Annotated in this window: 19 protein-coding genes; 6 read left to right on the top strand and 13 right to left on the bottom strand. The window is 66.1% G+C overall.

Annotated features, from left to right (window positions below):
- The first annotated feature begins 20 nt into the window (after window positions 1–20).
- The 3 genes from LZC94_11445 (at window position 21) to LZC94_11435 (ending at window position 2,175) form a co-directional block, all read left to right on the top strand.
- Window positions 21–1,307, top strand: coding sequence for a glycosyltransferase (locus tag LZC94_11445; protein ID WXB17866.1), 1,287 nt, complete (start codon window positions 21–23; stop codon window positions 1,305–1,307).
- Window positions 1,308–1,562: 255 nt separating this feature from the next.
- Window positions 1,563–1,910, top strand: a complete 348-nt coding sequence (locus LZC94_11440; GenBank protein WXB17865.1) for a hypothetical protein — start codon at window positions 1,563–1,565, stop codon at window positions 1,908–1,910.
- Window positions 1,900–2,175 carry a hypothetical protein gene (locus LZC94_11435; protein ID WXB17864.1) on the top strand — a complete coding sequence of 92 codons (276 nt, stop codon included), beginning with the start codon at window positions 1,900–1,902 and terminating at the stop codon, window positions 2,173–2,175. The genes LZC94_11440 and LZC94_11435 overlap by 11 nt, the downstream gene beginning before the upstream one ends.
- A gap of 4 nt (window positions 2,176–2,179) precedes the next feature.
- Here the strand turns inward: LZC94_11435 and LZC94_11430 are convergent, their stop codons facing one another.
- The 3 genes from LZC94_11430 to LZC94_11420 all read right to left on the bottom strand — a co-directional run bounded on the left by LZC94_11430 (window position 2,180) and on the right by LZC94_11420 (window position 4,894).
- Window positions 2,180–3,169 carry a hypothetical protein gene (locus LZC94_11430; protein WXB17863.1) on the bottom strand — a complete coding sequence of 330 codons (990 nt, stop codon included), beginning with the start codon at window positions 3,167–3,169 and terminating at the stop codon, window positions 2,180–2,182.
- A 6-nt stretch (window positions 3,170–3,175) separates the two neighbouring features.
- Entirely contained in the window at window positions 3,176–3,907 is a 732-nt protein-coding gene (locus tag LZC94_11425) for a DUF72 domain-containing protein (GenBank protein ID WXB17862.1), read from the bottom strand.
- A gap of 96 nt (window positions 3,908–4,003) precedes the next feature.
- The gene (locus tag LZC94_11420; protein ID WXB17861.1) at window positions 4,004–4,894 is read right to left on the bottom strand and encodes a lysophospholipid acyltransferase family protein; all 891 of its coding nucleotides are present in this window, start codon (window positions 4,892–4,894) and stop codon (window positions 4,004–4,006) included.
- A gap of 373 nt (window positions 4,895–5,267) precedes the next feature.
- Here LZC94_11420 and LZC94_11415 point away from each other — a divergent pair, with 373 nt between their 5' ends.
- Together LZC94_11415 and LZC94_11410 are read left to right on the top strand one after the other, a co-directional pair.
- Window positions 5,268–6,383, top strand: a complete 1,116-nt coding sequence (locus tag LZC94_11415; protein ID WXB17860.1) for a VWA domain-containing protein — start codon at window positions 5,268–5,270, stop codon at window positions 6,381–6,383.
- A gap of 253 nt (window positions 6,384–6,636) precedes the next feature.
- On the top strand, window positions 6,637–7,818 hold the full coding sequence (locus tag LZC94_11410; GenBank protein ID WXB17859.1) for a VWA domain-containing protein: 1,182 nt from the start codon (window positions 6,637–6,639) through the stop codon (window positions 7,816–7,818).
- Between the two features lie 274 nt (window positions 7,819–8,092).
- Here the strand turns inward: LZC94_11410 and LZC94_11405 are convergent, their stop codons facing one another.
- The 10 genes from LZC94_11405 to LZC94_11360 form a co-directional block, all read right to left on the bottom strand.
- Window positions 8,093–11,836, bottom strand: coding sequence for an FAD-dependent oxidoreductase (locus LZC94_11405; protein WXB17858.1), 3,744 nt, complete (start codon window positions 11,834–11,836; stop codon window positions 8,093–8,095).
- Window positions 11,837–11,889: 53 nt separating this feature from the next.
- Window positions 11,890–12,180 (bottom strand): oxidative damage protection protein, encoded by a 291-nt coding sequence (locus LZC94_11400; protein WXB17857.1) that lies wholly within the window; start codon window positions 12,178–12,180, stop codon window positions 11,890–11,892.
- A gap of 126 nt (window positions 12,181–12,306) precedes the next feature.
- Window positions 12,307–13,176 (bottom strand): MBL fold metallo-hydrolase, encoded by an 870-nt coding sequence (locus LZC94_11395; GenBank protein ID WXB17856.1) that lies wholly within the window; start codon window positions 13,174–13,176, stop codon window positions 12,307–12,309.
- 36 nt (window positions 13,177–13,212) lie between these two features.
- Window positions 13,213–14,859: a cytochrome c3 family protein gene (locus tag LZC94_11390; protein ID WXB17855.1), complete on the bottom strand. Its 1,647-nt coding sequence runs from the start codon at window positions 14,857–14,859 to the stop codon at window positions 13,213–13,215.
- A 508-nt stretch (window positions 14,860–15,367) separates the two neighbouring features.
- Complete coding sequence (locus LZC94_11385; protein ID WXB17854.1) at window positions 15,368–16,417, bottom strand: methyltransferase domain-containing protein; 1,050 nt, start codon at window positions 16,415–16,417, stop codon at window positions 15,368–15,370.
- A complete protein-coding gene (locus tag LZC94_11380; GenBank protein WXB17853.1) occupies window positions 16,414–17,580 on the bottom strand; it encodes an aminotransferase class V-fold PLP-dependent enzyme in 1,167 nt (388 codons plus the stop codon). The genes LZC94_11385 and LZC94_11380 overlap by 4 nt, the downstream gene beginning before the upstream one ends.
- Entirely contained in the window at window positions 17,577–18,497 is a 921-nt protein-coding gene (locus LZC94_11375; GenBank protein ID WXB17852.1) for a tryptophan 2,3-dioxygenase family protein, read from the bottom strand. The genes LZC94_11380 and LZC94_11375 overlap by 4 nt, the downstream gene beginning before the upstream one ends.
- A gap of 67 nt (window positions 18,498–18,564) precedes the next feature.
- On the bottom strand, window positions 18,565–18,972 hold the full coding sequence (locus tag LZC94_11370; GenBank protein WXB17851.1) for a response regulator: 408 nt from the start codon (window positions 18,970–18,972) through the stop codon (window positions 18,565–18,567).
- On the bottom strand, window positions 18,965–21,778 hold the full coding sequence (locus LZC94_11365; protein ID WXB17850.1) for a response regulator: 2,814 nt from the start codon (window positions 21,776–21,778) through the stop codon (window positions 18,965–18,967). The genes LZC94_11370 and LZC94_11365 overlap by 8 nt, the downstream gene beginning before the upstream one ends.
- On the bottom strand, window positions 21,775–22,938 hold the full coding sequence (locus LZC94_11360) for an FIST C-terminal domain-containing protein (GenBank protein ID WXB17849.1): 1,164 nt from the start codon (window positions 22,936–22,938) through the stop codon (window positions 21,775–21,777). Before LZC94_11360 ends, LZC94_11365 begins: the two co-directional genes overlap by 4 nt.
- A 345-nt stretch (window positions 22,939–23,283) precedes the next feature.
- On the opposite strand from LZC94_11360, the gene LZC94_11355 reads away from it, so the two are divergent.
- The gene (locus LZC94_11355) at window positions 23,284–23,622 is read left to right on the top strand and encodes a helix-turn-helix domain-containing protein (GenBank protein ID WXB17848.1); all 339 of its coding nucleotides are present in this window, start codon (window positions 23,284–23,286) and stop codon (window positions 23,620–23,622) included.
- Window positions 23,623–23,729: the final 107 nt, after the last annotated feature.

Below are 23,729 nucleotides of genomic sequence, written 5' to 3'. Positions count from 1 at the left end.
CAAGGTAGTAGGTAGATTCGATGAAGATAGTCATTGTGACGGTTGGCTCGCTCGGGGACACCGCTCCCTACATCGGCCTAGGCGTTCGGCTCCGGACCGCCGGCCACGATGTGGCCATCGCAGCCCAGGAGGGCTTCGCGGAGAGGGTGCACGAGGCCGGCCTGGAGTTCCGGCTGCTCCCGGGCGATATCCGCGCCGATCTCGCGTCCGAAAACGGCCAGCGCTTGCACCAAGCCGGCTCGTGGATCCAAGCCGCGCCGGCCATGATGCGCCTGGCGTCGAAGATGTTCGAGGATCTGGCGGGCGGCATCGCCGAGGCCGCGCGCGGCGCCGATCTTCTTCTGATCCACCGCATCGCGCTCATGCACGGGCAGTTCGTCGCCAAAGCCATGGGCATCCCGAGCATGGTGCTGGAGCTCTTTCCGAGCGGCATCGCGCCCACCTCGGAGTTTCTCCCCGCGGTGTTCGGCGCGGGCTCGCTCGGAAGCTGGGGAAACCGCGCCGTCTACCAGCTCCTGCGGGCGAGCACGGAAAAGTCGGCCAAGCTGATCGCGAAGCTCCAGGACTTCCAGAAGGAGCTGGGCTTGGCCCCCATCACCCTCGCCGAGTTCTATCGGCAGATGGACCTCGAGCAATGGCCCATCTACCACGGCTTCAGCCCCACGGTGGTGCCGCGCCCCAAGGACTGGCGGCCGGGCCTGGAGATCGTCGGTTATTTCTGGCCCGAGCACGCGCCGCACTGGAAGCCGCCGGCGAAGCTCGTGGACTTCCTCGAGTCGGGGCCGGCGCCGGTGTTCATCGGGTTCGGAAGCCTGGTCCCCGGTGAGCGCGAGCGACTGGCCGAGCTGATCGCCACCGCCGTGCGCCACGCCAAGGTGCGGGCGGTGGTGCAAGCGGGATGGGGGAGCCTCGCCATCGACGGCGCCACCAACGGGGCCCACCGCGACGATGTGCTCTCCATCGGCCCCGTGCCGCACGACTGGCTCTTTCCGCAAATGGCCGCCGTGGTGCACGCGGGGAGCGCCGGCATCACCGGCGCGGGCTTGCGCGCGGGCGTGCCCGCCGTGCCCATACCGGCGATGAACGATCAGCCGTTCTGGGCCGAGCGCCTGGTGAAGCTCGGCGTGGCCCCCGGCGCCCTTCGCTTCCAGAAATTGTCGCCGGCGCGGCTCTCGTACTTCGTCCAGCAAGCCGTCACGCAGCCGCAACACCGCCAAGCGGCGCAGCGCGTGGCCGAGTGCATCCGCACCGAGGATGGCGCGGGCCGCATCGTCGAAGCCGTGGAGCGCATCGCCGCCAGCAATTAGCGTGCAGTGAACGAAGGGGCAGTCTTACTTTGCAAAGTTCGGCGGCCGCGCGTCGCTTTGCACCTGTTCGAAACGTCGTGGCTCGCGCTCCGCATCCGGCGCGCTCGATACGCGGCGCTCGGCGCACGGCACGGCGCGCGTTGCGAATCGCCGAGCGCCGGACGGCTCGGACGGCGCGCGCTGCGAATCGCCGAGCGCCGGACGGCTCGGGCGTGCTAGCAAAGGAGCGCGCACGCGCGTGCGCGGCGCCATCCGATGCACGATCTTTGGGCCTTTTCACTGAGTCTCCTCGGCTTCGCGCTCCTGCACGCGGCCGTCCCCCATCGATTGTCGTTCGAGCTGCGCGCCAAACGGCACCCGCGGTGGGGCACGCTCCTCCGCCTGGGGGCGCTCGCGTGCGCGGGCGCCTCCCTCGCGCTCTGGGTTTCGGGAGAGGGCGGTTGGCCGACGGGAGGCATCCTGTTCGTGCTGTCGTGGGTGCTCTCCGGCAGCGTGTTCGTCGTGGCGGCGCCCGTGGCACCACGTTTGTCGTGGGGGCTCGCGCTGCTCTTGCCCGTCGCCGCGACCCTGGGGATCGTCGTGGGAGGCCTGCATGGCCCGTAAAACCGCCGGCCACACGGCCGTGCGGATCACGGCCGCCGTCTTTGGCTCCTTGGCGCTCGCGATCGCGGCCAGCATCTGCATCGGCCGGGTGGCGCCGTTCTCGCATTCGACGCGCTTCGCGATCGCGCACTACGGCTTCGTGCCGCTGTGGATCGCCGGCGCGTGCTTTGGCTTTACGGCCAAGAGCGGCGCCCGCGCCTGGGCGGGCTACGCCGCGCTGGTGGTGCTTTTCCTCGTGCTGGCCCGCTTCGGCGGCCGTCCCTGAGCCATCAGAGGGCGCGCGCGCTCGACGGGGTGCGAAGGACGCCGGTGGGGCGGGTGCCCTCGGGCGAGAGCGACTCGATGGGCATGCCGGAGAAGAACGACTCCACGGCGGACGTCAGGGAGACCGCGCCGCGCGGCCCCACGAAGCCAATGGCCCCGCCGAGCACACCGTCGGCGCTGAGGAGGACGCAGGGCGCCGGCGCCGGGCGCGGCTCACCGGGCCGGATGCGCGGCTCACCGCGGCGCACGGGCGCGGCGGTGCGGGGCGCGAGGAGCCCCCAAGCCGGCAGATCGAGGCCCTCCGCCGTGACGTTGTAGCAAGCGATGGCGATGCGGCCGCGCACATCGGCGGCGGCCACGACATGGACCTCGGTGGCGAAGGTGGGCGCGGGGGCGCCATCATCGAGCCACGGCGCGCGTCCAATGGCGCGGGGGCCGCACGTCTCGAGTTGGCACTCCGTCTCCGTCGGGCGCGCGTTCGCAAAGTCTTCGTGCGTCAGCAGACCGCCGCCGAGGCGCCCGGCCGTGCTCACGAGATCCTCGCCGAGATCCCCCTCGCCCAGCGCCAACGCCCCCCGTCGCGAGACGCGCGCGAGCACCTCGCGGCGCGCATCCGACTCGTCCTTGGCGAGTGCGACCGCCGGCCCGACCACGCGCGCGAACGAGAGCTCGCCGGCGAGCGCGTGCGCGGCCGCGAGGGCCGCCGGAAGCGCCGGCACGCCGACGTACGCCGCCTCCGGGATGACGTCCCTCGGCAGAAAGCCGCGCGGACGCGGAGCGCCCATGCCGGGCTGCCGCGTGCGCCCATCGATGGCGCGAAGGCCCGCGCCGCCGCCGCCCATCAAGATCTGCACGGGCCCGAGCAAGGTGCTCGGAGAGAGCGCCGCCGCCGCGAACACGGCGGCGACCACCAGATCGACGGCGTTGCCCTTCGGGGCGAGCGACATCACCGCATCGACGATTTTCGGCTGCGAGGCAGCCAGCGCATAATGCACGTCCCGTTACTCCTGCTCGTCGTCGCGAACCTTCATGGTGGTGACCGTGCGCGGCCGAACCACGCGCCCCCCGCCGCCCCGCTCGACGGCGCCATCACCGCGCGCGGCCAAGCGCCGCAACGTCTTGCACTCCGCGAGCGCCGACGCCGTCTCGAGCACCACGTACGCATCGCGGCGCGGCCCGATGGCCGAGACCACGCGCGCGAGCGCGCTCTCGCCGTACGACTGCGTCTCGCCCAGCGCACGCAGCCGCGCATACGCCACCGGCCCCGGAGGAACCGTCTCGCGCACCGGATCGACGGACAACACCACGCCCCACTTCTTCGCCGCGGCCGCCGCGGTTTCATGCTCCCACACGCCACGCGGCTCCCAGATCACCGACGTCGCATCGCGCGGAAGCCGCTCGAGCAAACGTGCGATGCGCTCGCGCCAAAGCGAGCTTGGAGTGACCTCCACCGGCGTAGGGAGCAAAAAACAGCGCGCCTGGAGCGCAGCGATCATCTCGATGGCCAGCTCCAGCTCGCGAACGAGCTCCGGCGATTCCTTGACGGCCCCGAGGTGCTTGCCCGCGACGACGCAAAATTCGAAGTGTGGAGGCACCGCCTTGCGCCAGCGCCGAAGCGCCGCAATCGACGGCGACGTCGGATCGGCGTGCACCTCGAGCAGGTCGAAACGTTTGGAGTACGCGGGGATACCTCCGCGCAGACTTTTGGCACCGATGTGATAACGCGTGCTCATGGAGGGGGCGCATACCAGCACCAAGCTCGCCCGACGTAAAGTGCCAGCGGCACCGTACTTGCCGCGCCGCGGCGCCCGGTAGGCTCGGCGCGGGGCTCAGTAGTCGCCGAAATGAAACCACTGGGTCGGGTGAACCCGTAGAAATGCCGTGACGGCGTCCGCCACTTTTTGCGCCGCATCGTGGACCTCGTCGCGCGACGCCCGCCTCGGTAGAAAAATGGGCGGGCTCGCCTCGAGGCGGTAGCGGCGGTAGCCCTCACGGGCGCAAAAAATCGGCACCAGCGGCGCCCCGGAGAGCTGCGCCAGGCGCAAGGGCCCCAGCGGAATTTCGCCCGGCGCGCCCAGGAGGCGAACGCTCTCGGTTCGAATGCCGGGGGGCAAGCGGTCGACCTGCAGGGCCACCACGCCGCCCGTTTGCAGGTGACGCAGGAGCGGCAGCGAGTCGAGCGGATCGCCCCCTACGTGGGCCACCAGGAGCCCCGCCGCGCGCCGCGCTTCGTCTTGCAGCTCGCGGGCGCGGGGATCGCGCTCCGGCTCCATGGCCATCATCACCCGGAGCCCGATGCGCGAGAACAGAGGGCCCACGGTCTCCCACCCGCCCGTATGAATCGTCACCACGACGATGCCCTTCTTGAGCGCGGCCACCTCGAGCACCCGCTCGCGCCCGATGAGCTCGGCCTGCGGCACCCGCCCGTTCTTGGACCCGTTCGACAGCACCTCGGCCAAGCAGCCCGCGTAGGTCGTAAACGTCTGCCCGGTCTCGACCGCGTTGCGCAACACCGACGTCTCCCCACGAATACGCCGCAGGTTGGCCACCACCTTGCGCCGCGCGCTAGGCACCAGAACCGCCCCCGCGAGCCCGAAGAACGCGGGGCTGTACTTGACCCACCACTCGGGACCGCTTTGCGCGCCCCATGCTGCGATCCGTCGCCAGAACAGGCCATCGTGGGCAAGTGCTTCGCGCCCGAGCTTCATACGTTCGAACATGGTTGGAATCGGCCCGCTTCTACCACAGCCCTTTCCGACATCGCATCTCGCGACCATACCCGCGGATCCCGCCGAGCGCCCGCGCACGCCCAACACCGGCCCGTCACTCGGACGTTCCGCATGCGCATGTGCCGCGAGCGCTCCGCCGCGCGTACAGCGGGACCGACGATCCACTGGTGCGCCGATCCTCCACCGTCGATCGCGCGCTCCCCACGCGCTCGGATGACCTCGGGTGACATTTCGCGCGGCCTCCTTCGCGTCGCGCGCCCAAATTCACATATCCCGCCTTGCACCGCTTACGCGTGCAGCGAGCGACCGCACCTGGCACGAAGCGTGGAGAGCACAGCACCGCGCAGGTCCCGAGGAGGGCTCCATGGTGCAAATGCAAAGACTTGCTTGGGCAGCACTCGCGTTGCTCGCCTCCGCCGCGTCGTCGGGCTGCGGCGTCGTTGGCTCGGTGTTCGGCAGCGACGATGACGATGGCAACGGCGGGAGCGGCGACGGAAACGCCGGCATCGGCGGTGAGTTCGGCGGCAAGCCCTCCATCGGCGGGCTCGGCGATCTCGAGGCATGTGCGACGGCGCGCGAACAAGGCTCGCTCCGGCCCGTCAACCTGATCGTGATGTTCGACAAGTCCGGCAGCATGGGCGACGGCACGGACGCGGGGAACAATTACAGCACGCGCTGGGCGCCGGTCAGCAAAGGCATGTCGACGTTCTTCAGCGATCCGAAATCGGCGGGGCTCAGCGCGTCGCTTCAATATTTTCCCATCGGCGGCGCCGAGTGCAACGCGAGCACGTACACGAACCCCGCGGTGCCGCGCACCGCGTTGCCGAGCCGCAGCTTCGAGACCTCGATCGGCGGCATCCGGCCGGGCGGCGACACGCCCACGCGGGGTGCGCTCGAAGGGGCCATCGCAACGGCAAAGTCCACCTTGGCTTCACGGCCGCAAGAGCGCGCCGTCATCATCTTGGTCACCGACGGTCAACCCACGGCATGCGGGAAATTGCCGGACGTTTACGCGACGGCCAAAGCGGGGTTCGAAGGGACGCCATCGGTCCCGACCTATGTCGTCGGCGTGGGCCCCGACACCGGCAACCTCGACGACATCGCGAAGAGCGGCGGAACGGCGAGCGCGATCTACGTGGCCGCCAGCGCCGATCCGGCGAAGACCACCGCGGACCTCCTCACGCAGCTCGATAAAATTCGCGGACAGGTGGCATCGTGCTCGTTCACGCTGCCGCGACCACCGAACGGCAAGGAGCTTGACATTCGATCCGTCAACGTCGTGTTGACCCCCGCCGGCGGGAAGCCCACGACCATGACGTACAACTCTTCGTGCGACGGTGGACAAGGGTGGCACTACGACCATGTTGCAGCCCCGAAGAGCATCGAGCTCTGCCCCGCGACATGTGACAGCGTGAAAAATGCGAAGGGGAGCACGATTCAAATTGCCTTTGGTTGTGCTCTCAACGGCAAAATCAACTAACAGCTCCGTGGCGTTCGCTTCTCCTGCACGCTGCTGTGACGTTCTCGAAAATTAATGCAGAACCCGTGCGCATTCGAACCGTCTGGTCGGCATTTTCCATTGAACGAAATGCGCGCCCGTGTGTGCGAGGTACCGATAGTCACATATAAAACTTGCGACCTACATCACAATTCGGATTAGAAGCGGCCATTGGTCGACGGAGTAGGGGTACACCTGCTTTGTCACATTCCTTTTCTCCTAGGAGGGCTCTTCCATGATCCGACTTCGAAGCATCTCTCTCGCCGCGATGTCGGCCATGATTGCGACCGTTGCTTTTGCGGGGTGTGGCAGTGATGGTGGCTCCGGGCTTCCCAACGACCCAGGTGGAAATCCTGGCGGGCCGAACGGCGACAACCCGGGCGGTGATATCCGCGGTGGTGGCAAAGGCGACGGTGGCACGAGCGGAAATATCGGCGACGTGGCGAACTGCGCGGCCGCGACGGCTCAGAGCGCGCTCGTGAAGGTCAACTTGATCACCATGTTCGATAAGTCGGGGAGCATGGGCAGGTACAAGGACGATAGCGGCAACTGGATCGACAACACCGCAAAGAGGTGGACGCCGGTCAGCAAGGGAATGACGGCGTTCTACTCCGATCCCAAATCGGCGGGGATGAATGCGACGCTCCAGTATTTCCCGCTTTCCGACAGCAAGGGCAACATTTGCAACGTGGGCACCTACAGTAGTCCTTCGGTCGGGCTAACCCCGCTACCGAACGGTGCCTTCTCGAACTCGTTGAGCGCCACCACTCCGGAAGGAAATACCCCGACGGAGCCCTCGCTCCAGGGTGCCGTCAATACAGCAAGGGCCATTCTCGCGAGCCGCAAAGGAGAAAAGGCCGTCGTCCTCTTCGTCACCGACGGCGAGCCCAATGGTTGCAGCAGCACCGTCGATGGAGCCGCAAAAATCGCCGAGGATTCCTACAAAGGAATTCCGGCGGCGGGGATTCCCTCGGTTCCAGTCTACGCCATCGGGGTCGGACCCTCGACGGGAGCGATCGACCGCATTGCAACCGCAGGTGGTACGACCGGAGTTCACGTCGACGTAGACAACCCGGACCAAACCACGAGCCAGCTCGTATCGGAGCTCCAAAAGATCCGCGGCTCCGTCATGTCCTGCTCCTTCGCGATCCCGGAGCCGTCCGACAAACGCGAGATCAACTTCGACGCCGTCCGCGTGAACTTCACGAACGGAGCCGGCCAGGCGACGACGCTGAAGTACAACGAGACGTGCGCCGGCAACGACGGCTGGCGCTACGACGTGAAACCGTCCGCGACCGTGAAGCCGCACAGCATCACGCTCTGCGCGAACACGTGCAGCACCATCCAGGGCGACCCCAACGGCAAGATCAACATCGCCTTCGACTGCAAGGGCAACGGCGGCGGCCCGATCCACTGATCGGCCACACCCAACTCCACGTCGAACCAAGCGAACGAACCGCCAGGGTGCTCTCGAAGCCCCTGGCGGTTTCTTTTTTGTATCCGCCTGCGGCGGTGTCCCCGCCTACGGGGGTGTATACCCGCTTGCGGGGGTTGTACCGCCTACGGCGATGTACCCCCTTGCCGGGATCGCGCGAAAAGCCGCGTGACAACGCACCGCAACACACCCGTGTGCACCGCCGCTTCACAGCGTCACAGCCGCAGCCCCCCCGCAGCCGCAGCTGCCCCCGCCCCTACACGCGCAACAAATCCGGCTTCTTCGCCAAGAGCCGCATCAACCAAGCATCCGCCAGCTTCTCCTGCATCGAATTGATGCGCAGCCGCTCCCGCAGGTGGGCGAAGTCCACCGAGTCGATCTCTTGGTCCTGATTGAAGCAAGAGAACACCACGGTCTCCTTCTTCGTCACCGGGTCCACGTGCTTCTGCAAGCACTGCGCGCACACCTCTTTCATCATGCACTGCATCGGCGAGTTGATGCTCGCGATCGCCCGGTGCACGGGGTTCAACTTTGGCGCCAGCACCCCATGGCGCGCCTCCTTCACGGCCGCCATCATCCGATCCGAGCCGATGGCGATGATGCGGTTCACGGTCGACAGCGGGATGTCCACGCCGCCGAGCAGCCCCTCGGCATACGCCCGCATCCCCTCCACGATGTTGCCCCGGAACTGACGGTCCTGCGGCCGACGCGGCTCGATCGTCTTGCCCATGTCGGTGCACCAGATGACCTGGTCCGTGTACCGCTCGATGTCGTCCTGCTTGAACAGATCCTCGCCCCGCTTGTACCCGGCGAAGTACAGCACCTTCGACCCCAGCGCCTTGAACGCCCGGGCGATCGAGAAGAGCACCGCGTTGCCCAACCCACCGCCGCAGAGCAGCACCGTCTCACCATGGGCAATCTCCGTCGGTGTTCCCGTGGGCCCCATCAGCACCACCGGCTCCCCCGGCCGAAGCGCCGCGCACAAGCGCGAGCTGCCGCCCATCTCGAGCACGATGGTGCCCATCTCGCCCTTTTGCTCGTCGACCCACGCACCGGTCAGCGCCAGCCCCTCCATCGCCAGCCGCGTGTTGTCCACGATGGGCGCAAATGTCTCGAAATTTTGCAACCGGTAGAATTGCCCCGGCTTGAACTTCCGCGCCGCCAGCGGCGCGCGCACCACCACCTCCACGATGGTCTGCGTCAGCCGATTCACCCCCACCACCTGCGCGATGAGCTCCCGATCGAGCCGCTCGAAGGTCGCGGCCAGCGCCCGATCCCGCTCCGGCTGCGCCGCCGCATCGAGCCGCTGAATGTCCGGAAACAGCGCCACCACGTGACGGTAGCCATCCTTGGCGCTGGCCATCGCCCTCACCACGCTCCCCGCGTAGTGCGGATGGTTGTCCCCGTAGAACGTGACGGTGTGGTTGTCCTTCGAATAGCTCGTAAAGAAGCCAATCTTCGGCGCCGGCGCCCCGCCGCCATTCACGGCTGCAGCAGCCCCCGCCTGAATCGGATGCAACGTCACCTTCCCCGCCGCATCGACGGTGGCGTAGTGCGCCTTGAAGAAGTACTGCCGCTCATCGAGCTCGAAGGTCCCCTCGTACTCACGCTCGTACGTCACGTTGGGGTTCGTGCCGGCCGCGACGCACACCGTGCGCGCCGGCAGCTCCACCAGCGAGCCGTCCTTGCGCTTGAATTGAATGGCCCGAACGTGGCGGCGCTCGTCGAGCACCGCCTCGACCGGCGACATGTTCTCGATGTAGCGCACCCCCTCCTCGAGGCTCTTTTCGACCTCCTCGTGGTTCAACCGGTACGCGGGCGAGTCTTGCAAGGTCTTGCGGTACACGAGCGAAACGCCGCCCCACTTGTCGCAGAGCTGCTGCACCCGCGCCTCGCGGTTCTCCTTTTGCGCGAGCGCCTTCTCCTCGGCCAGCTCTCTCGCGTGCAAAAGGTGCTGCTGCAAGAGCTCCCACTCCTCCGCGTCGAACATCGACCTCAATTCATCCGCCGTGCGATCGCGCCCGAGCTGCTCGAAGCGCTCCCGCGTCTTTTCAATCTGGATGACGTAATAGGCCAATAGCTCGGTGGCCGTATCGATGGCCGTGAGGCCGCCGCCGATGACCACGGCCGGCAATTGGATTTGCAAATTGGCAATCGAGCTCTTCTTGTAAGCCCCGGTGAGCTGCAGCGCCATCAAGAAGTCCGACGCCTTTCGGATGCCGCGCGAAAGGTTGTTCTTCATATCGATGATGGTCGGCTTTCCTGCCCCCGCCGCGATGGCCACGTGATCGATCCCCAAATCCCACGCGTCGTCCAAGGTCAACGTGCCGCCGAAGCGGATGCCCCCGTAGATGCGCAGATTCCGGTGCCGGGCCAACGTGACGTAAACGACGGTGAGGAAGTTCTTGTCCCAGCGAACGGTAATCCCATATTCGCTCACCCCGCCGAACCCGAGCAGAATACGCTCGTCGAGCTCTCCATAGAGCTTTTGGAAATCGTGAACGGGGACCGGTGCGCTGCGGCCGCGCCCGATGATATCGGCCGGGAGTGGCTCGATTTTCAGCCCGTCGACCGCCACCACGCCAAAGCCTTCGCACGCCAGATGGTGCGCGAGCGTATAGCCCGCGGGGCCGAGCCCCACCACCAGCACGTTCTTGCCGCAATAAGGTTTGATGTGCGGCCGAAACACATTGAGCGGGTTGAATCGGGTGAGGAAGCCGTAAATCTCCAGGCCCCAGGGCAGGTCGAGCACCTCGGTCAAAACCCGGGTCTCGATTTGCGGGATGTTGACCGGCTCCTGCTTCTGGAAGATGCAGGCCTTCATGCAATCATTGCAGATGCGGTGACCGGTGCCCGGGCACATGGGGTTGTCGATGGTCACCAGCGCCAGCGCCCCCAGCGGATCGCCCTGCCCTCGCACGGTGTGCATCTCGCTGATCTTCTCCTCCAGCGGGCACCCGTCGAGCTTCACGCCCAAGGGGTTCTTCTTGATGACGTGCTGCTTGGGATCGAGCAGCCCCTTGGAGCACGAGTCCTTGTCGCGGTTGTGGCAGAAGATGCAGTAGTTGATCTCTTGCTCGGCCTGCCGCGCGTTGAACCTGCGATCGGTCAACGTAAAGCTGCCGCGCTCGCGCCGCTCGTGCGAGGGGCCCACGAACAGCTCCGGCATGTCGGGCTCCGGGCGGCGGAGCTGCACCAGGTTCGCATAGTCCAGGTTCTTCGGCTGGTGGAGCGAAGGCCAGTCCGACACCGGATCGTGGTGATCGGCGTAGCGGCTCGCCAGGTAGGCCTCGATGGCGTCGAGCGCGTGCGCCACCAAGGCCGCGTCGTCGAGGTTGGCCGAGGGCTCGCCCGCCAAGCCCGCGCCGCGAAGGGCCTCGGCCACGGCATGGGCGCGGTCGCGAAGCTCGTCGGTCCAGGTGGCGCCGCCACCCTTCTTCACCTTGCGCGCCGTATCGTCGATTTCGAATAAAGCGAGGACGGCGCGCGCGGTCGCGAGCTCCTCGTCGGCTTCCAGCGGCCCGTTGCCACCGAGCACGGTGGTGAGCGCGAGGCGCGACACGTTGGCGGCGCGTTCGGAGTCGTAGCCGAGGGCCTTCCAGGCCTTGCCGGCGCTCGGGCCGAGCACGCGCTTCTTCGCGAACTCGTGCTTGAATTGCCAGAGCGGCCCGCGCGACGCGATCTGATCGCGCAGAACGGCGAGCTCCTTTTCGACCCCGAAGAGGCGCCCCACGAAGGCGCTCACGTGGGGGGCGGCGGCGAGCAGCGCTTCGCTCTTTTGCTCGGGGGTCATCCCTTCACCGCGCACCCGCCGGTAAGCGTCGAACTGCGCGTACGCTTCCGGCGCGCGCTGGGCGAAGTCCAGGTCGAAGATGGCGTGGAGCTCGGCGAGGCGCGCCGGATCGTACAGATCTTCGTAGGAGAACCCGGGGATGCCCAGGTGGAGCTCGGGACCTTGTCCGTCGCTCGGCGCGGTGGCGGTGTCGGGATGAGCGGTCATCGTTCCCCTCGGTTTTGCGCTGCAATGCGCTGAGATTCGCTACATGAGCTAGGTCACTTCGATTCGTCGTCGCGCGGCACGAAGGCCGTGGGGGCCAAATCGCCCTCTTCGAAGCCGAAGTAGACGGCGGCTTGCTTGAGCATGAACTTTTGCCCCTCGGGCGACGCGAGGTCGAGGCGGTAGGTGTTGATGTATTTGACCGAGTCCTTCAACCATCGGTCCCACGCCTCCTTGGAGACCTGCTCGTAAATCTGTCGCCCGAGCTCGTTCTTGTAGGGTGGCTTCTGCAAGCCAGGGAGGTCTTTCTTGAGCAGGCGGCAATGGACGATCCGTTCTTCTGACATGGCGTTGTGCTTCTACCACTCGCTCCTCCGTCGTTCCACCCCAGGGCAATGACAGCGCCATGACGGGCCAATCCAGGAGCGGTGGCGGGCCAATCCGGCCCGATGCCATCCCAAGCCTTCGAAAGCTTAGAACCCGAAGGTCAGTTGCGCCGCTGCGCTTCTTCGGGCGTTTTTGCCGGCTTTCGTGACGCTGCCACGCGCTCCGGACGACGCAGCCGCCTCGAGGGAGGCCATGTCGAGCACGGACACAGCACCAGGACGTACCATTCGCACATCGAGGGGACCAGACCTCTGCCGCACGGCCGCCAGAGCCCGTTCCGGCTCATTGTTCGTGCGCGAGACATGCCCCAACACCAAGCGCGCCAGACGCGTTCCCACCAAACGGGACGCCAGCTCGGCTGCCTCATGGTTCGCCAGGTGCCCCAGACCACCCGAGACCCGGCGCTTCAAAAACGTCGGATAGGGCCCGATCCAAAGGAGCTCGGGGCAATAATTCGCCTCCACCAACGCCGCATCGCACGTGCCCAGAAACGGCGCGAGGTCCGGCGGAACGTGCCCCACGTCGGTCACCAAGCCAAAGGCGTGTTGCTCGGTGGCGATGCGAAGCGCCACCTGCGGCGCATCGTGGGGCACGGACAGCGCCTCGATGGAGAACGGGCCCACCCGAAACGGCGCGCGCGCCTCGTACGGGCGCACCTCGTAGCGGTCTCGAACCTCGCGCGCCGCGATGCCGTGGTGCAAATACACAGGCGCATCGAAGGTGCGGGCGTGGGCCTCCAGATGCGCCACGTGATCCTGGTGCTCGTGGGTGACCACGATGGCGTCGAGATCCCCCGCGTAAAGCTTGCCCGCCCCGTGCGCCGCCATGCGGTTCGCGAGGGCGCGCGGGCCCATCCCACAATCGATGAGCACCCGCGCGCCACCGGCCTCGACGATCGTGGCGTTGCCACTCGAGCCGCTTCCCAGGATCCAGACGCGCACGGGCGCACTGTACACCTGGCTCCCCCTCCCCGTACACGTGGAAGAGCGCCGCTACTCCCGCCCGAGTTTGCTCCCCGGGTGCGTCGCATGGCAGCTCGAGGTGCATTGGTCGAAGCTTCGCTGCGACGTTTCCCCCACGTACATGTTGTCAATCGGCCCGAACCGTTGGACGTGCCAGCGGGGGTAGGTCTTGTGGCACGAGAGGCACGCCGATTTGCTGGTGCGCTGGATGCTGTCGGCCGTGAGGTGGCACTTCTCACATTGGTCGATGCGCGCGTCGACCCGGTTCGAGCGGGAATGGATGAAGTGTGTGCGCACGTAGACGGGCCCCTCGAGCTCGAACTCCAACGGCACATGGCACCCGGTGCAGGTGGCGCGATCCGGGTTGGCGTGGGCCACCACGGCCAGCGACGAGCCGCCCGCGTGGCACGTGTTGCACGGACCGGTGGGCAAGGGGGTCGTCGTGGGCTCGGGCGAACCGATTTGGATCTTCAGCGTTTGCGTGGCCGGAATGTCTTCGCCGCGGTAGACGCGGCGGCCTTTGGTGGTGACGTAATAGGTGCCCGGCTTGGCGTTGGCGGGAATGGGGTATTCCCACGTATCGGTCACCGGATTGTCCCAGAATCGCTCGCCCCCGAACAAATCGTGGGAGGTGGGGAACGTCCGGAACTCCGCCAGGAAGCCGTCGCGCTCGGGCAGCGCCGTGGGCTGAACATCGATTTCGGGATCGAAGAAGAGGCTCCCGGGGACGATATTGCGTCCAGCCTGGATATCCTGGGCCGGCCCCTCCAAGGTGCTCATGAGCATCCGTTCACGGTGCTTGCGGCGGTAGTACGTGGTGGTCGCGTCGAAGAAGGCGCGATAATAATATATGCCACTATCTACACGCCCGAAGCGCACATCGTTGTACGTCGGGAGCGAGCCCTCCGGGTGCAGCCGATTGCCGGCGCCGTCCCGGAGGGTCAATTTGAATTTGATATTCGATCCCGGCGGGTACGTTCCATCGGCCCGGGGCGCCGTGAGCGCCTTCACGTCGATCTGAAATCCGTAATCGAAGGCAGGCGATGGATCTTGCGCGACGGGGATGGTGTAGCTGCGGGTCGGATGGAGCGACCAAGTCAATCGGAATTGCGTGGTCGCCTTGGCGATGACGAAGGTCTTTTCCGGGTGGAGGGTGTTGCGCAGCTCGACCAAAGCCTCCTCGCGAAATCGCTTTGCCCTGCGGCAATCCGTTCGGGTGGCGCAATCGAACGTCCACTGAATGCCGCGCGTCCTTCGCACGAAAAAGGAATCCGAATCACGCCGGTCCCGATCCACCCCCGCGTCGTACAGCAGGGGGAACGATGTGGGCCGGCCGCGCGTGTCCAGCTGCTCGAGGACGAAAAACGAACGCTCGTTCATCCACCGCGCATTGCGATAGAAACGGCGATTGGTAAACAAGCGGGTGGTGGCATCCGGCGCGTCCAGGGCGGATTCGTCCGCCTTTTCGAGCCCCCGCCAGGAAAGATCGGAGAAGTCACCGTGACGACGCAGTCCGTCGAGGCCTTCGTCCACGTCGGTGTCGAAGCCTGCGCGCAAATCGAGTTGATTGAGAAAGAACGTTTGCCCCGAGCGAACCTGGATGGGAGTCCCTTTTCCATTGTCCACGTCGAGCGCGAGCGCGATCGGCGTTTGGCGCGTGGTTGGTGCGTGGGACATCAATGACGCTTCAACCGTAGAAGCGGCGCCCTCATCGGGGGACGCCGCATTGGACTCGCCCGCGTCCGCCGAAACGCACGCACCGCTGAGCAGTCCTCCCGACACGCTCGCTACCAACGCGAGATAGAAAGCCGCATTTGCCCGCCCCATTTCAGTTTTCCTTTCGTCGCCGCTCGCCGCTCCCGGCGCGTTCTTTCGTTACCCCCGAAGGCACGTGAATGCACGCACCCTCGAGTACGAAGGTTCGCTGGTTCTGTCGGGATCCAGCGCAACCCGGACGCGGGGCAATACCGAAGTGATCCCGCACCGGAAGAACCCGATATCCAAACAATACGGTGCTGAACCGTGAGTTTCTACTTGAATGATTTCCAATCACGAAAATTTGAAGGTGATTTGTGTCCGTCCAACTCCGCTGTAGGTGGACGTTTCCGACCGCGCGGCGCCGGCGCGCGCGCACGCTTCCGCGATCAACCGAATGGAAGACGGGAACCTTTGGCGTTCGATGGACTCACGCGCGCGTCGCGACGAGGACATCGAACGCACCGGGGCGCACGAGGAGATCGCGGTAACCGCGCCTCGCGAGCTCGCCGACATAGAATTCGACCTCGCGCAAGCGGCTCACGCACGAATCGACACCGATCAGAAAATAGGTCCAGAAAAATTGAATCGCCAAGCGCTCGCGCGTTCGGAACTCTTCGCACACCACGAGGCGGCCTCCGGGTGCGAGCGCCCGCGTGGCCTTGTCGAGCAGCATGCGCGAGAACGGGGCCGGCCAGTCGTGCAGCACGCGCACGAAGGAGACGACGTCGTAGCCGCCCGGGAGCTCCTCGTTCGCGAAATCGCCGGCCACGAACCCGAGCCTGCCCTCGAGGCCCGCGTCGCGCGCGCGCTTTCGCACGAGCGGCTCCGTCATGCCGAGGTTGTACACATCGGCCGTGACGCGGGCGTCGGCCGCGAGGACCGAGGCGGCCAGCGCCCCATCGCCGCCGCCGATATCGAGCCAGCGCACGGGATCCGCGCCGGCGCCGCCAAAGGAAAAAAGGTCATCGTGCGCCGCACGAAACGCCTCGGCGATGGGTGGGACGCCCGCGGCCATGCTGGCCTCGAACTGCTCGAACTGCTCGAAGGTGGACGGAGGCCAGTCGAACGCCGCGCGGGGGATGTGATGCTCGCCGCGCAAGGTGGCGGGCAATTTTCCTTCCAGGATGCGCCAGGGGTACTTGTCCCGATCGCGCTCGATCGAGCCCTCGCCCAAGACCGCGCGCGCGGCGGCCTCCAAGGGCTCGCGCGCGGTGTAGCGCGTCGTTTCGAGCTCGTTTCCGAGATCTTCGCGGCGAACGAAGCCCAAGGTCTCCAGCGCGTCGAGCAGCTTGTAAAGCCGCAGCGGAACCGCGCCCGTCTCGTGCGCCAGCTCGCCCAAGGTGACGGGGCCCCGATCGAGGCGCGCCAGAACGCCGAGATCGAGCGAGGCACGAACTACATCGAGGCCTTTGCTGGCGTTGAAGAGCAGGCTCAAAAGAGCCCGCGGTGAGAACGGCTCGGCGGCCTCGCCGCTCACCCACGCCCCCGGGCCTTGGCCAGCTCGATGAGGGTGCGCATAAAGGTGTCGATTTCGCCCGCCGTGTTGAATGCGTGCGGCCCGATGCGCAACCCGCCCCGGTAGCTGCAGATCATCTGGCGCCCCACGAGCGCGCGCGCCACGTCCTCGTCGCCCTCGAACCGAAGGCAGACCATCCCTGCGCGCCGGCTTGGCTCGCGCGGGGTGGCCACCGTCAGGCCCGCGCCGTCCGCGTGGTCGATCACGCGCTGGGTGTGCGCGAGGGAGAGCGCCCGAAGGTGGACGATGCCAAACGTGCGCATCAACTCGAAGCCGACCCGCGCGATCAGAAGAGGAAGCACCAGCGGCGTGCCCCCGGCAAAGCGCCGCGCCCCCTCGGCCAGCTCGCCCTGGGGCTGGAAGGTGAGCGGCTCGCGCGTGGCCATCCACCCGGGGGTGAGCGGCGTAAGGGTGGCGGTGAGCTCCGGCCGGATGTACATGAAGGCCGCGTGGTAGGTGCCGCACAGCCATTTGCTGGCGCCGCCGAAGAGGACGTCGACCCCCAGCTCGGTGACGTCCAGCGGAACGATTCCCAGCGCGGCATAGGCGTCGACCGCCACCAATGCGCCCACCTCGTGCGCCTTGGCGACGATGCCCGAAAGGTCGAGCAGCGCCCCGGTATTGGAGGTGGCGAGCGAGAGAAAAACGAGGCGCGTGCGCGCATCGATGGCGTCGATCACGGCTCGTTCGTCGATGCTGAAACCATCGCGTGACGGGACGACGTCCGTCTCCGCGCCCGCGCGGGCCAAGCCTCGAAAGAGGGGCTTGGCGGTCGGAAACTCCAAATCGCTGGTCACGATGCGGTACTTCGCCGCGGGGCCGCTCGGCGTGTAGTCGAGCGCGCTCGCGAATCGGCCCAGCAAGGTGGCGACATTGACGTCGCAGATCACCGAGCCGGCGGGGGCGCCCAGAAAAGCCGCCAGATCGTCGGCGTAGCGGTGCAGCTCGGTCCACCAGACGGCCCACGCGTCATCGCGCCAATGGGCGAGGGTCTCCCAATAGTCCTGGAGCACCGCCTTGGCGCCCTTCGGCACGATGCCGGTGGAGTTGCTATTGAGATAAACGCACTGCTCCAATTGCGGGAACTGCGCCCGCAATCGTACGACGTCGAGCGCCTCGCTCATTTCCGGTTCCGGAAACCGGTGCGCACGCCCGATGCGCTGTCTTCGTCGCAGGCCACCAGCGGACTGGCCACCACGCTGGGGTGGCTGGGCGCGCGGCCCTCCGAAGGCGAACGCGGTCGGGCCCCGGGGGTCGGGCCGCCCTCGCGGGTCCAGACGCGCGACATTTCGACGCGAATCTCCCAGAGCGCGGGGAACAGCGGCTTGGTGGTGCGGGGACCGAGGGCAACCGTGGGGAAGCCGTCGAGCGCTTTGACCGTGCGATCGATGCCCAACGTGCGACGGACCAGCGAAAAATGCGCGGTGAGCCACAATTGGAATCCGGCGTCCCAATCGAGAAACAGCTCGCATATGTGGTGCAAATCGCGATATCGGGAGGGCGACTCGTACACGTCTCGAAGCTTGGCCGCGCGCCGTTCGAGCAATTGATGCAGTGCTTCGTTGCAGCTCTCGGCCCCGAGGAGCAACTCGAAGTAGCCTGGCGATTGGAGCCCGCTGCCATTTCCGAGGAATTTGCGTATGACGAGGAACGCTTCGGGCGACAAGGTGGAGATGACCCCCAGCTCGTGCTCCAGGTTTCGCATCACCAGCACCTGGCGCTTCAAGGTCTCGCACGCGGCCCAAAGGTCGTCGGTGTCGATGGCCTCGACGAGGGTGACCGACTCGAATGCGGCCAATTTGAGCCAGAGCTCCTGACTCTGGTGCGTCACTTGAAACAACATTTCGTCGGGGACGACGAGATCGCTGGGCGACGACTGCAGCGAGCGCAGCTCCGACGTCCGCAGGTAAATCTCGTAATCGAGCAGGCCCGCCCCCACGGGCCTTCCCAAGTAGCGGTTCTCGAGTGGCGCTTGGAGCGCTGTATTCAGCGTCTCGGCCCGCGCACTCCGAAACGCTTTCTTGGAGGAAATGCTTTCCATGCTTATCCCCCTCTACCCCAGTCTCGCTGGTCTCGTACGGACGATACTACGTCTCATACGGCGGATGCTACCGTGGACGCCTCGATACCGGACCTTCCGATGGAGGCGATAGGATCTCTCGAAGTCGATGGGCAATCTCGTTCATTGTAAGACTTTTCGAGAGCCAACCGTGAGCACTCGTTTCGGCTGCGCGTAAGCGAAGCTCCGATTCGTCGCTGGCGGAAAGCAAGAAGTACTTGGTGTTCGGCCCGGCGGCGCGGCGAATCAGCTCGATGAGCCGGTCACCGCGCAAGCTCGGGATGTTGAGGTCCAAGAGTACGATGTCGGGGCGAAATGCGCGCACCATGTTGGTGACGCCAATGGGACCCTCGTGGGTGGCTACTTCGAATCCCTCCAGGGTAAGCCCCCTGTACAAAAGGTCCAACTGCAAAGGATCGTCGTCGACGGCGAGGATGCGGGCCCGCTTTTTATCCATGCCCGGCGCGCCCCCGGAGGTGTTTGCGGATGGTGGAAATGAGGAGCTCGCGTTCGACCGGTTTGGTCAAGTAGTCCGCGCACCCGGCGCTGTCGGCCCGCTCGCGGTCCTCGGTGCCTGCGCGGGCTGTGAGTGCAACCACGGGGAGGTGGCGAAGTCTAGGGTCTGACTTGATACGTCGGGTGGCCTCCCACCCGTCGATTCGTGGCAACGACAAATCCATGAGCACCAGATCGGGGGCATCGCGCTGAGCACGTTCCAGGCCGTGCTCGCCGTCCTCCGCCTCGAAAACATTGAACTCCGGCTCCAAATAGCGGCGCACGATGTCGCGGTTCTGCGCGGAGTCCTCCACATAGAGGATGCGCGGCAGGCGCTCCTTCTGCTGGACCCGCTGCTCGACCACCAACCGGCGAGCTTCTGCGACCAAGTCCGCCATGGCGAGCCCGCCCTTTCGGACGATGCGGGTAAACGCCTCGGAGAGCTCCTGCTCCTCGACCTTGCTCAAATCCTTGCCGGTGAGCACGACCACCGGGACATTGGGCCCCTCGGCCCGCATGCGGCGAATCACCTCGAAGCCATCGACCTTGGGCATGACCAGATCGAGAATGAGGAGCGATGGCGGGCTGACCTTCATCCGAACCAGCGCCTCGGAGCCATCGCGCGCATCGGCGGTGGGGAAGCCGTGGCCTTGCAGCACGCGGGTCACGAGCTCCCGGGTGGCCGCGTCGTCGTCGACGATGAGGACCTCGCCGCCGCCGGGCGCAATCACGCGGCGCACCACGCTGACCAGGTGGTCGGACTCCACGGGTTTGACCAGGTACTCGCACGCGCCCATGGAGAAGCCGCGGGCGCGCTGCTCCTCCACCGAGACGATGACCACCGGGATGCTGGAGAGCGCCGGATCGCTTTTGAGCTCGGTGAGCACGTCCCACCCGTGAAGCTTGGGCAGGTGCAGATCGAGCAAGATGACATTGGGCCTTCGGGCGCGCGCCTGCTGGAGCGCCTGCACCCCGTCGCCCACCACGATGGCCGTGAACCCGGCCGTCTCCAGCTCGCTGCGGACGAGGGTTTGCACCATGGGATCGTCGTCGACCACGAGCACGCTGCATCCGTCGACGGGCAGGGCGCGGGCGATGACATTCGGATTTTCCACGGGCGGGGTGACCCGGCCGGCGTCGATGGCGCCCGGTAGAATGACGGTGAACTTGGAGCCGCGGCCGACGGCGCTGGTGACCGAGGCCGTGCCTCCGAGCACGCGGGCGAGCTCGCGCACGATGGCCAGACCGAGCCCGGTGCCCCCGGCGCGGCGGGTGCTGGAGCCATCGACCTGGCGGAATTTTTCGAAGATGTTGCGGAGCTCCTCGGCGGGGATGCCCACGCCGGTGTCCTCCACCTCGATGACCAGATCGTCGCCGGTGGCGCTGGCCGACACGTGGATCTCGCCGGTGTCGGTGAACTTGGCGGCGTTGGAGAGCAGGTTCAGGATGATCTGCCGCAGCTTGAGCGAGTCGGTGAAGGCCAGGGCCGCGTTGTCGGCCACGTGGGTGACCAGCTCGACGTCCTTGCTGCGAATCAGCTCCTTGATGGTGGCGGCCGACTCTTCGATGAGCTCCGTCACGTCGACCCGCTCGCGCACGATCTCGATGCGGCCCGCCTCGATCTTGGAGAGGTCGAGGATGTCGTTGATGAGGGACAAGAGCGTCTTGGCGTTGGTCTTGATGACGTTCAAGTCGCGCCGGCCGTGCGGCGTGAGGCGCGTCCCCTCGCCGCGCATCAAGAGATCGCAGTAGCCGAGGATGCCGTTGAGCGGGGTGCGGATCTCGTGGGAGAAGTTCGCCAAAAACTCGCTCTTGAGGCGCGCGGCCGCTTCGATTTCGCGGGCGCGCTCCTCCTCGATGCGCTTGGCGCGCACCAAGTCGGCCGAGAGCCGCTCCAGATCTTCGTTCTGCTGGCGGATGATCTCCATCTGCAGCACGCGCCGCTGGTAGCCGGCCAAGGTGCGGGCCGAGAGCTCGCGGGTGCGGCGGAGCGCCTCCTCGGTGCGTTTGCGCTCGGTGATATCCTCCGTGACGCCGAGCAAATAGGCCGAGTTGCCGTGCTCGTCGAGGAGCGCCGCTTTGCGCGTGAGGTACGTGCGGTTGATGCCGTCGGTGCGGGCGATCTCCTCGAACGTCTTCATCTCCTGGTTGCGCAGCACCTCGCGGTCGATGACGGCGAACGACTCCGCCTGGTCCTCGGGGAAGTACTCGTGATCGTGCTTGCCGACCAGCCAGTCCTTGGTGGTATGAAACGCGTCGGCGAAGGTTTGGTTGGCGAAGACCTGCTTCAGGGTCGCCGCCTCCTTGACGAAGACGATGAACGGGAGCGCATCGATGGCGCCCTCGAGCAGGGTCGCCTTGGCGGCCAAGGCACCGTGGCGGCGGACGCACGCGATCTCGCGCTCGAGGACGGCCGTGAGCCGGCCGATGCGACCCAGCTCGATGACGTCCCGAACGCCGGCCGCGATGGCCTCGCGCTCGAGCGCGGGATCGTGGGCGCGGGTGACGAGCACCGAGCGCCCTTCGTGGGCCCCAGCTCGGACGGCGGGGAAGAACTCCGCGCCAAAGACGAGCAGATCCCAGGCGCTCGCGAGCGCCTCCTCGAGCTCGGAGGCGGTGTGCACCGTCCGGCTCTCGGAGGTGACGTTCCAGCGCGCGAGCTCCTCGGAGACGGCGGCGACGGCATCCCCCGAAGGGAGCGCGACGAGGAGGCGCGGCGGCGTGCCAGGTGGTGAGATTCGAGACTGTGCGACGACGATTTTCTTCACGAGGTGGATCCGAACGCCAGCGCGGTGAGGGTCGTGTTGATATGGAACCCGCAGTATATTTCGAAGTAGCAATTGAAGCCGACGGCCGGCGGCGCCGCCGCGAACGTTTTGGCCAGCTCGGCCCGCTGACCGGTCGCATCGGCGAACCATTGTCGCCCGCTGCACTGAAAGAGGAGGACCGCGCTGGGGTTGCCGACGCGGAAGGGGAGCTCCTCTTGAAAAAAGTGCGTGGTGGAGCGAACGATGTCGCCGAGCTGCATGATCTCGAGCTCCGTCCCCTCCTCGAGCAGGTTGGCGAAGAGGATGGAGCCATCGTCGAGCGGCTTCCAGGGCGCCCGCACGAAGTATTCGCGTCCGACGCGCAGCGCCGTAGGCTGGGTGGCGAAGCCACGGGGCTTGCCGAACTCCAGATCCTCCGGCGACACGCCGAGCAGCTCGGCGTAACGCTTGGCGGCAGGCTTTCCGTCGATTTCGAGGGCGCGCGTACACGTCTCGTCCACCCGCGTCACGCGCAAGGTGCGGCCAGTGGGTACGTACCAGTGCGAGCGCATCGCGGCCCAGCGCACGTCGGTCTTGAACAGCGCGACGACGACGGCGTCGGTGACCACGTCGCCATCGACGTGCATCTGCGCGCTCTGTTTGGCGGGATCGAGCTCCATATCGGACGCTCCGCCGCCGACCAGGACCAGCGCCGGGTTGGGTTCCAGCATCCCGAGAAGGAACTCCTCCTTCTTGTAACGAAAGGCGTCGTCGATCACCATTCCAACGTGGCGGGAACCGAGGTTCACCGGGGCGATGCCCAGCTGATCGCAGGCCGAGGAGATGGCCACATTTCCGGATACGATGGCGTCTTGGGACAAGTCGCGCCCCACGCCCAAGCCCACCTCGAAGTCCCCCGACAACGCCCCTAAGACAATGGAGCGCTCATGGATACCTTCGTTGTCGAGCTCCGCGGAGCTGGTGGTCCCCACGATCCGCGTCCCCTTGGGGAGGCGTTCGCGCAGGGCGCGGTTCAAGGCGAGTTGGTCGTAGCCTCGGGAGGCGAAGACGGTGACGAGTTTCGGCGTCGCGGCCGAGGGCAGCTGCTCGAGAAGACGCTCCGCCGCTTCCTTCGGATCGGCGACGAGCGTACGGGCACGATGGAGCTCAACGGATGACATGGGGGCTCGCCGTTTGCATAGGTTTTTTAGGGAGCTTTTCAGAGAGCTTTCGGGGGACAGCTTTCAAAGGCGGCTTTCGGAACCTTTCGAGAACTGGTCGGGCCAGTTTACTTTGTTGGGAAAGGGCGACAACAACCCTGCACGGAATCATCGCTCGCCCGAATTCGTCCAAAGAATGGACGGGATTGGCCGTGGGGCAACCACGCATTTTCTCGGTGTTTCGACGACATCCGTCGATCGATCGCGATGTCGAAGCGTGATTGCTTGAAGTTTGCGCCCAAAAAGGGTTAGGAATATCACGGGCATCTACGGCTCTGTTTCAGCTCGCGTGCCCTCTTACTTCACATGAGCGCTCCGATTGTCGAGGACGAATATGCAATGGACGGGAGCCGCGAATCGGCTCAAGCGATCGTGGCGCTTTCCACGACGAGTGAGCTGGAGGCGATGGCGACCCAGCTGCTCGCCCTCCCAGGCAGCTTGGGAAGCAAATTAGAAGCAATCGAACGCGCGGCCATCGCCGTCACGATGCGAAACTGTGGTCACAACAAGAGCGAGGCAGCGCGCGTGCTCGGCATGGACCGAAAGGCGCTCGAACGCCGATGGCAACGCTTCAACGGTGTGATTCGCACGAGCGCGAGCTCACGCGAGACCTCCGAAGAGAGCTCGGAAGCGCGCGAGCCGTAGGCCCGCAAAGGCCGAGCGCGCGCGCCGTGAGCGAGCCAAGGCGAAAAATGACAAAAATGAGAAATGGTCCAGGGCCGTGTGGGTTGACTAGTATCGACCCCCATGGC

The organism is Sorangiineae bacterium MSr11954 (assembly GCA_037157815.1).
Lineage (GTDB): Bacteria > Myxococcota_A > Polyangia > Polyangiales > Polyangiaceae > Pendulispora > Pendulispora albinea.
Note: the sequence above shows the minus strand (reverse complement) of the source record. Positions and strands in the feature narration are given on the sequence as shown.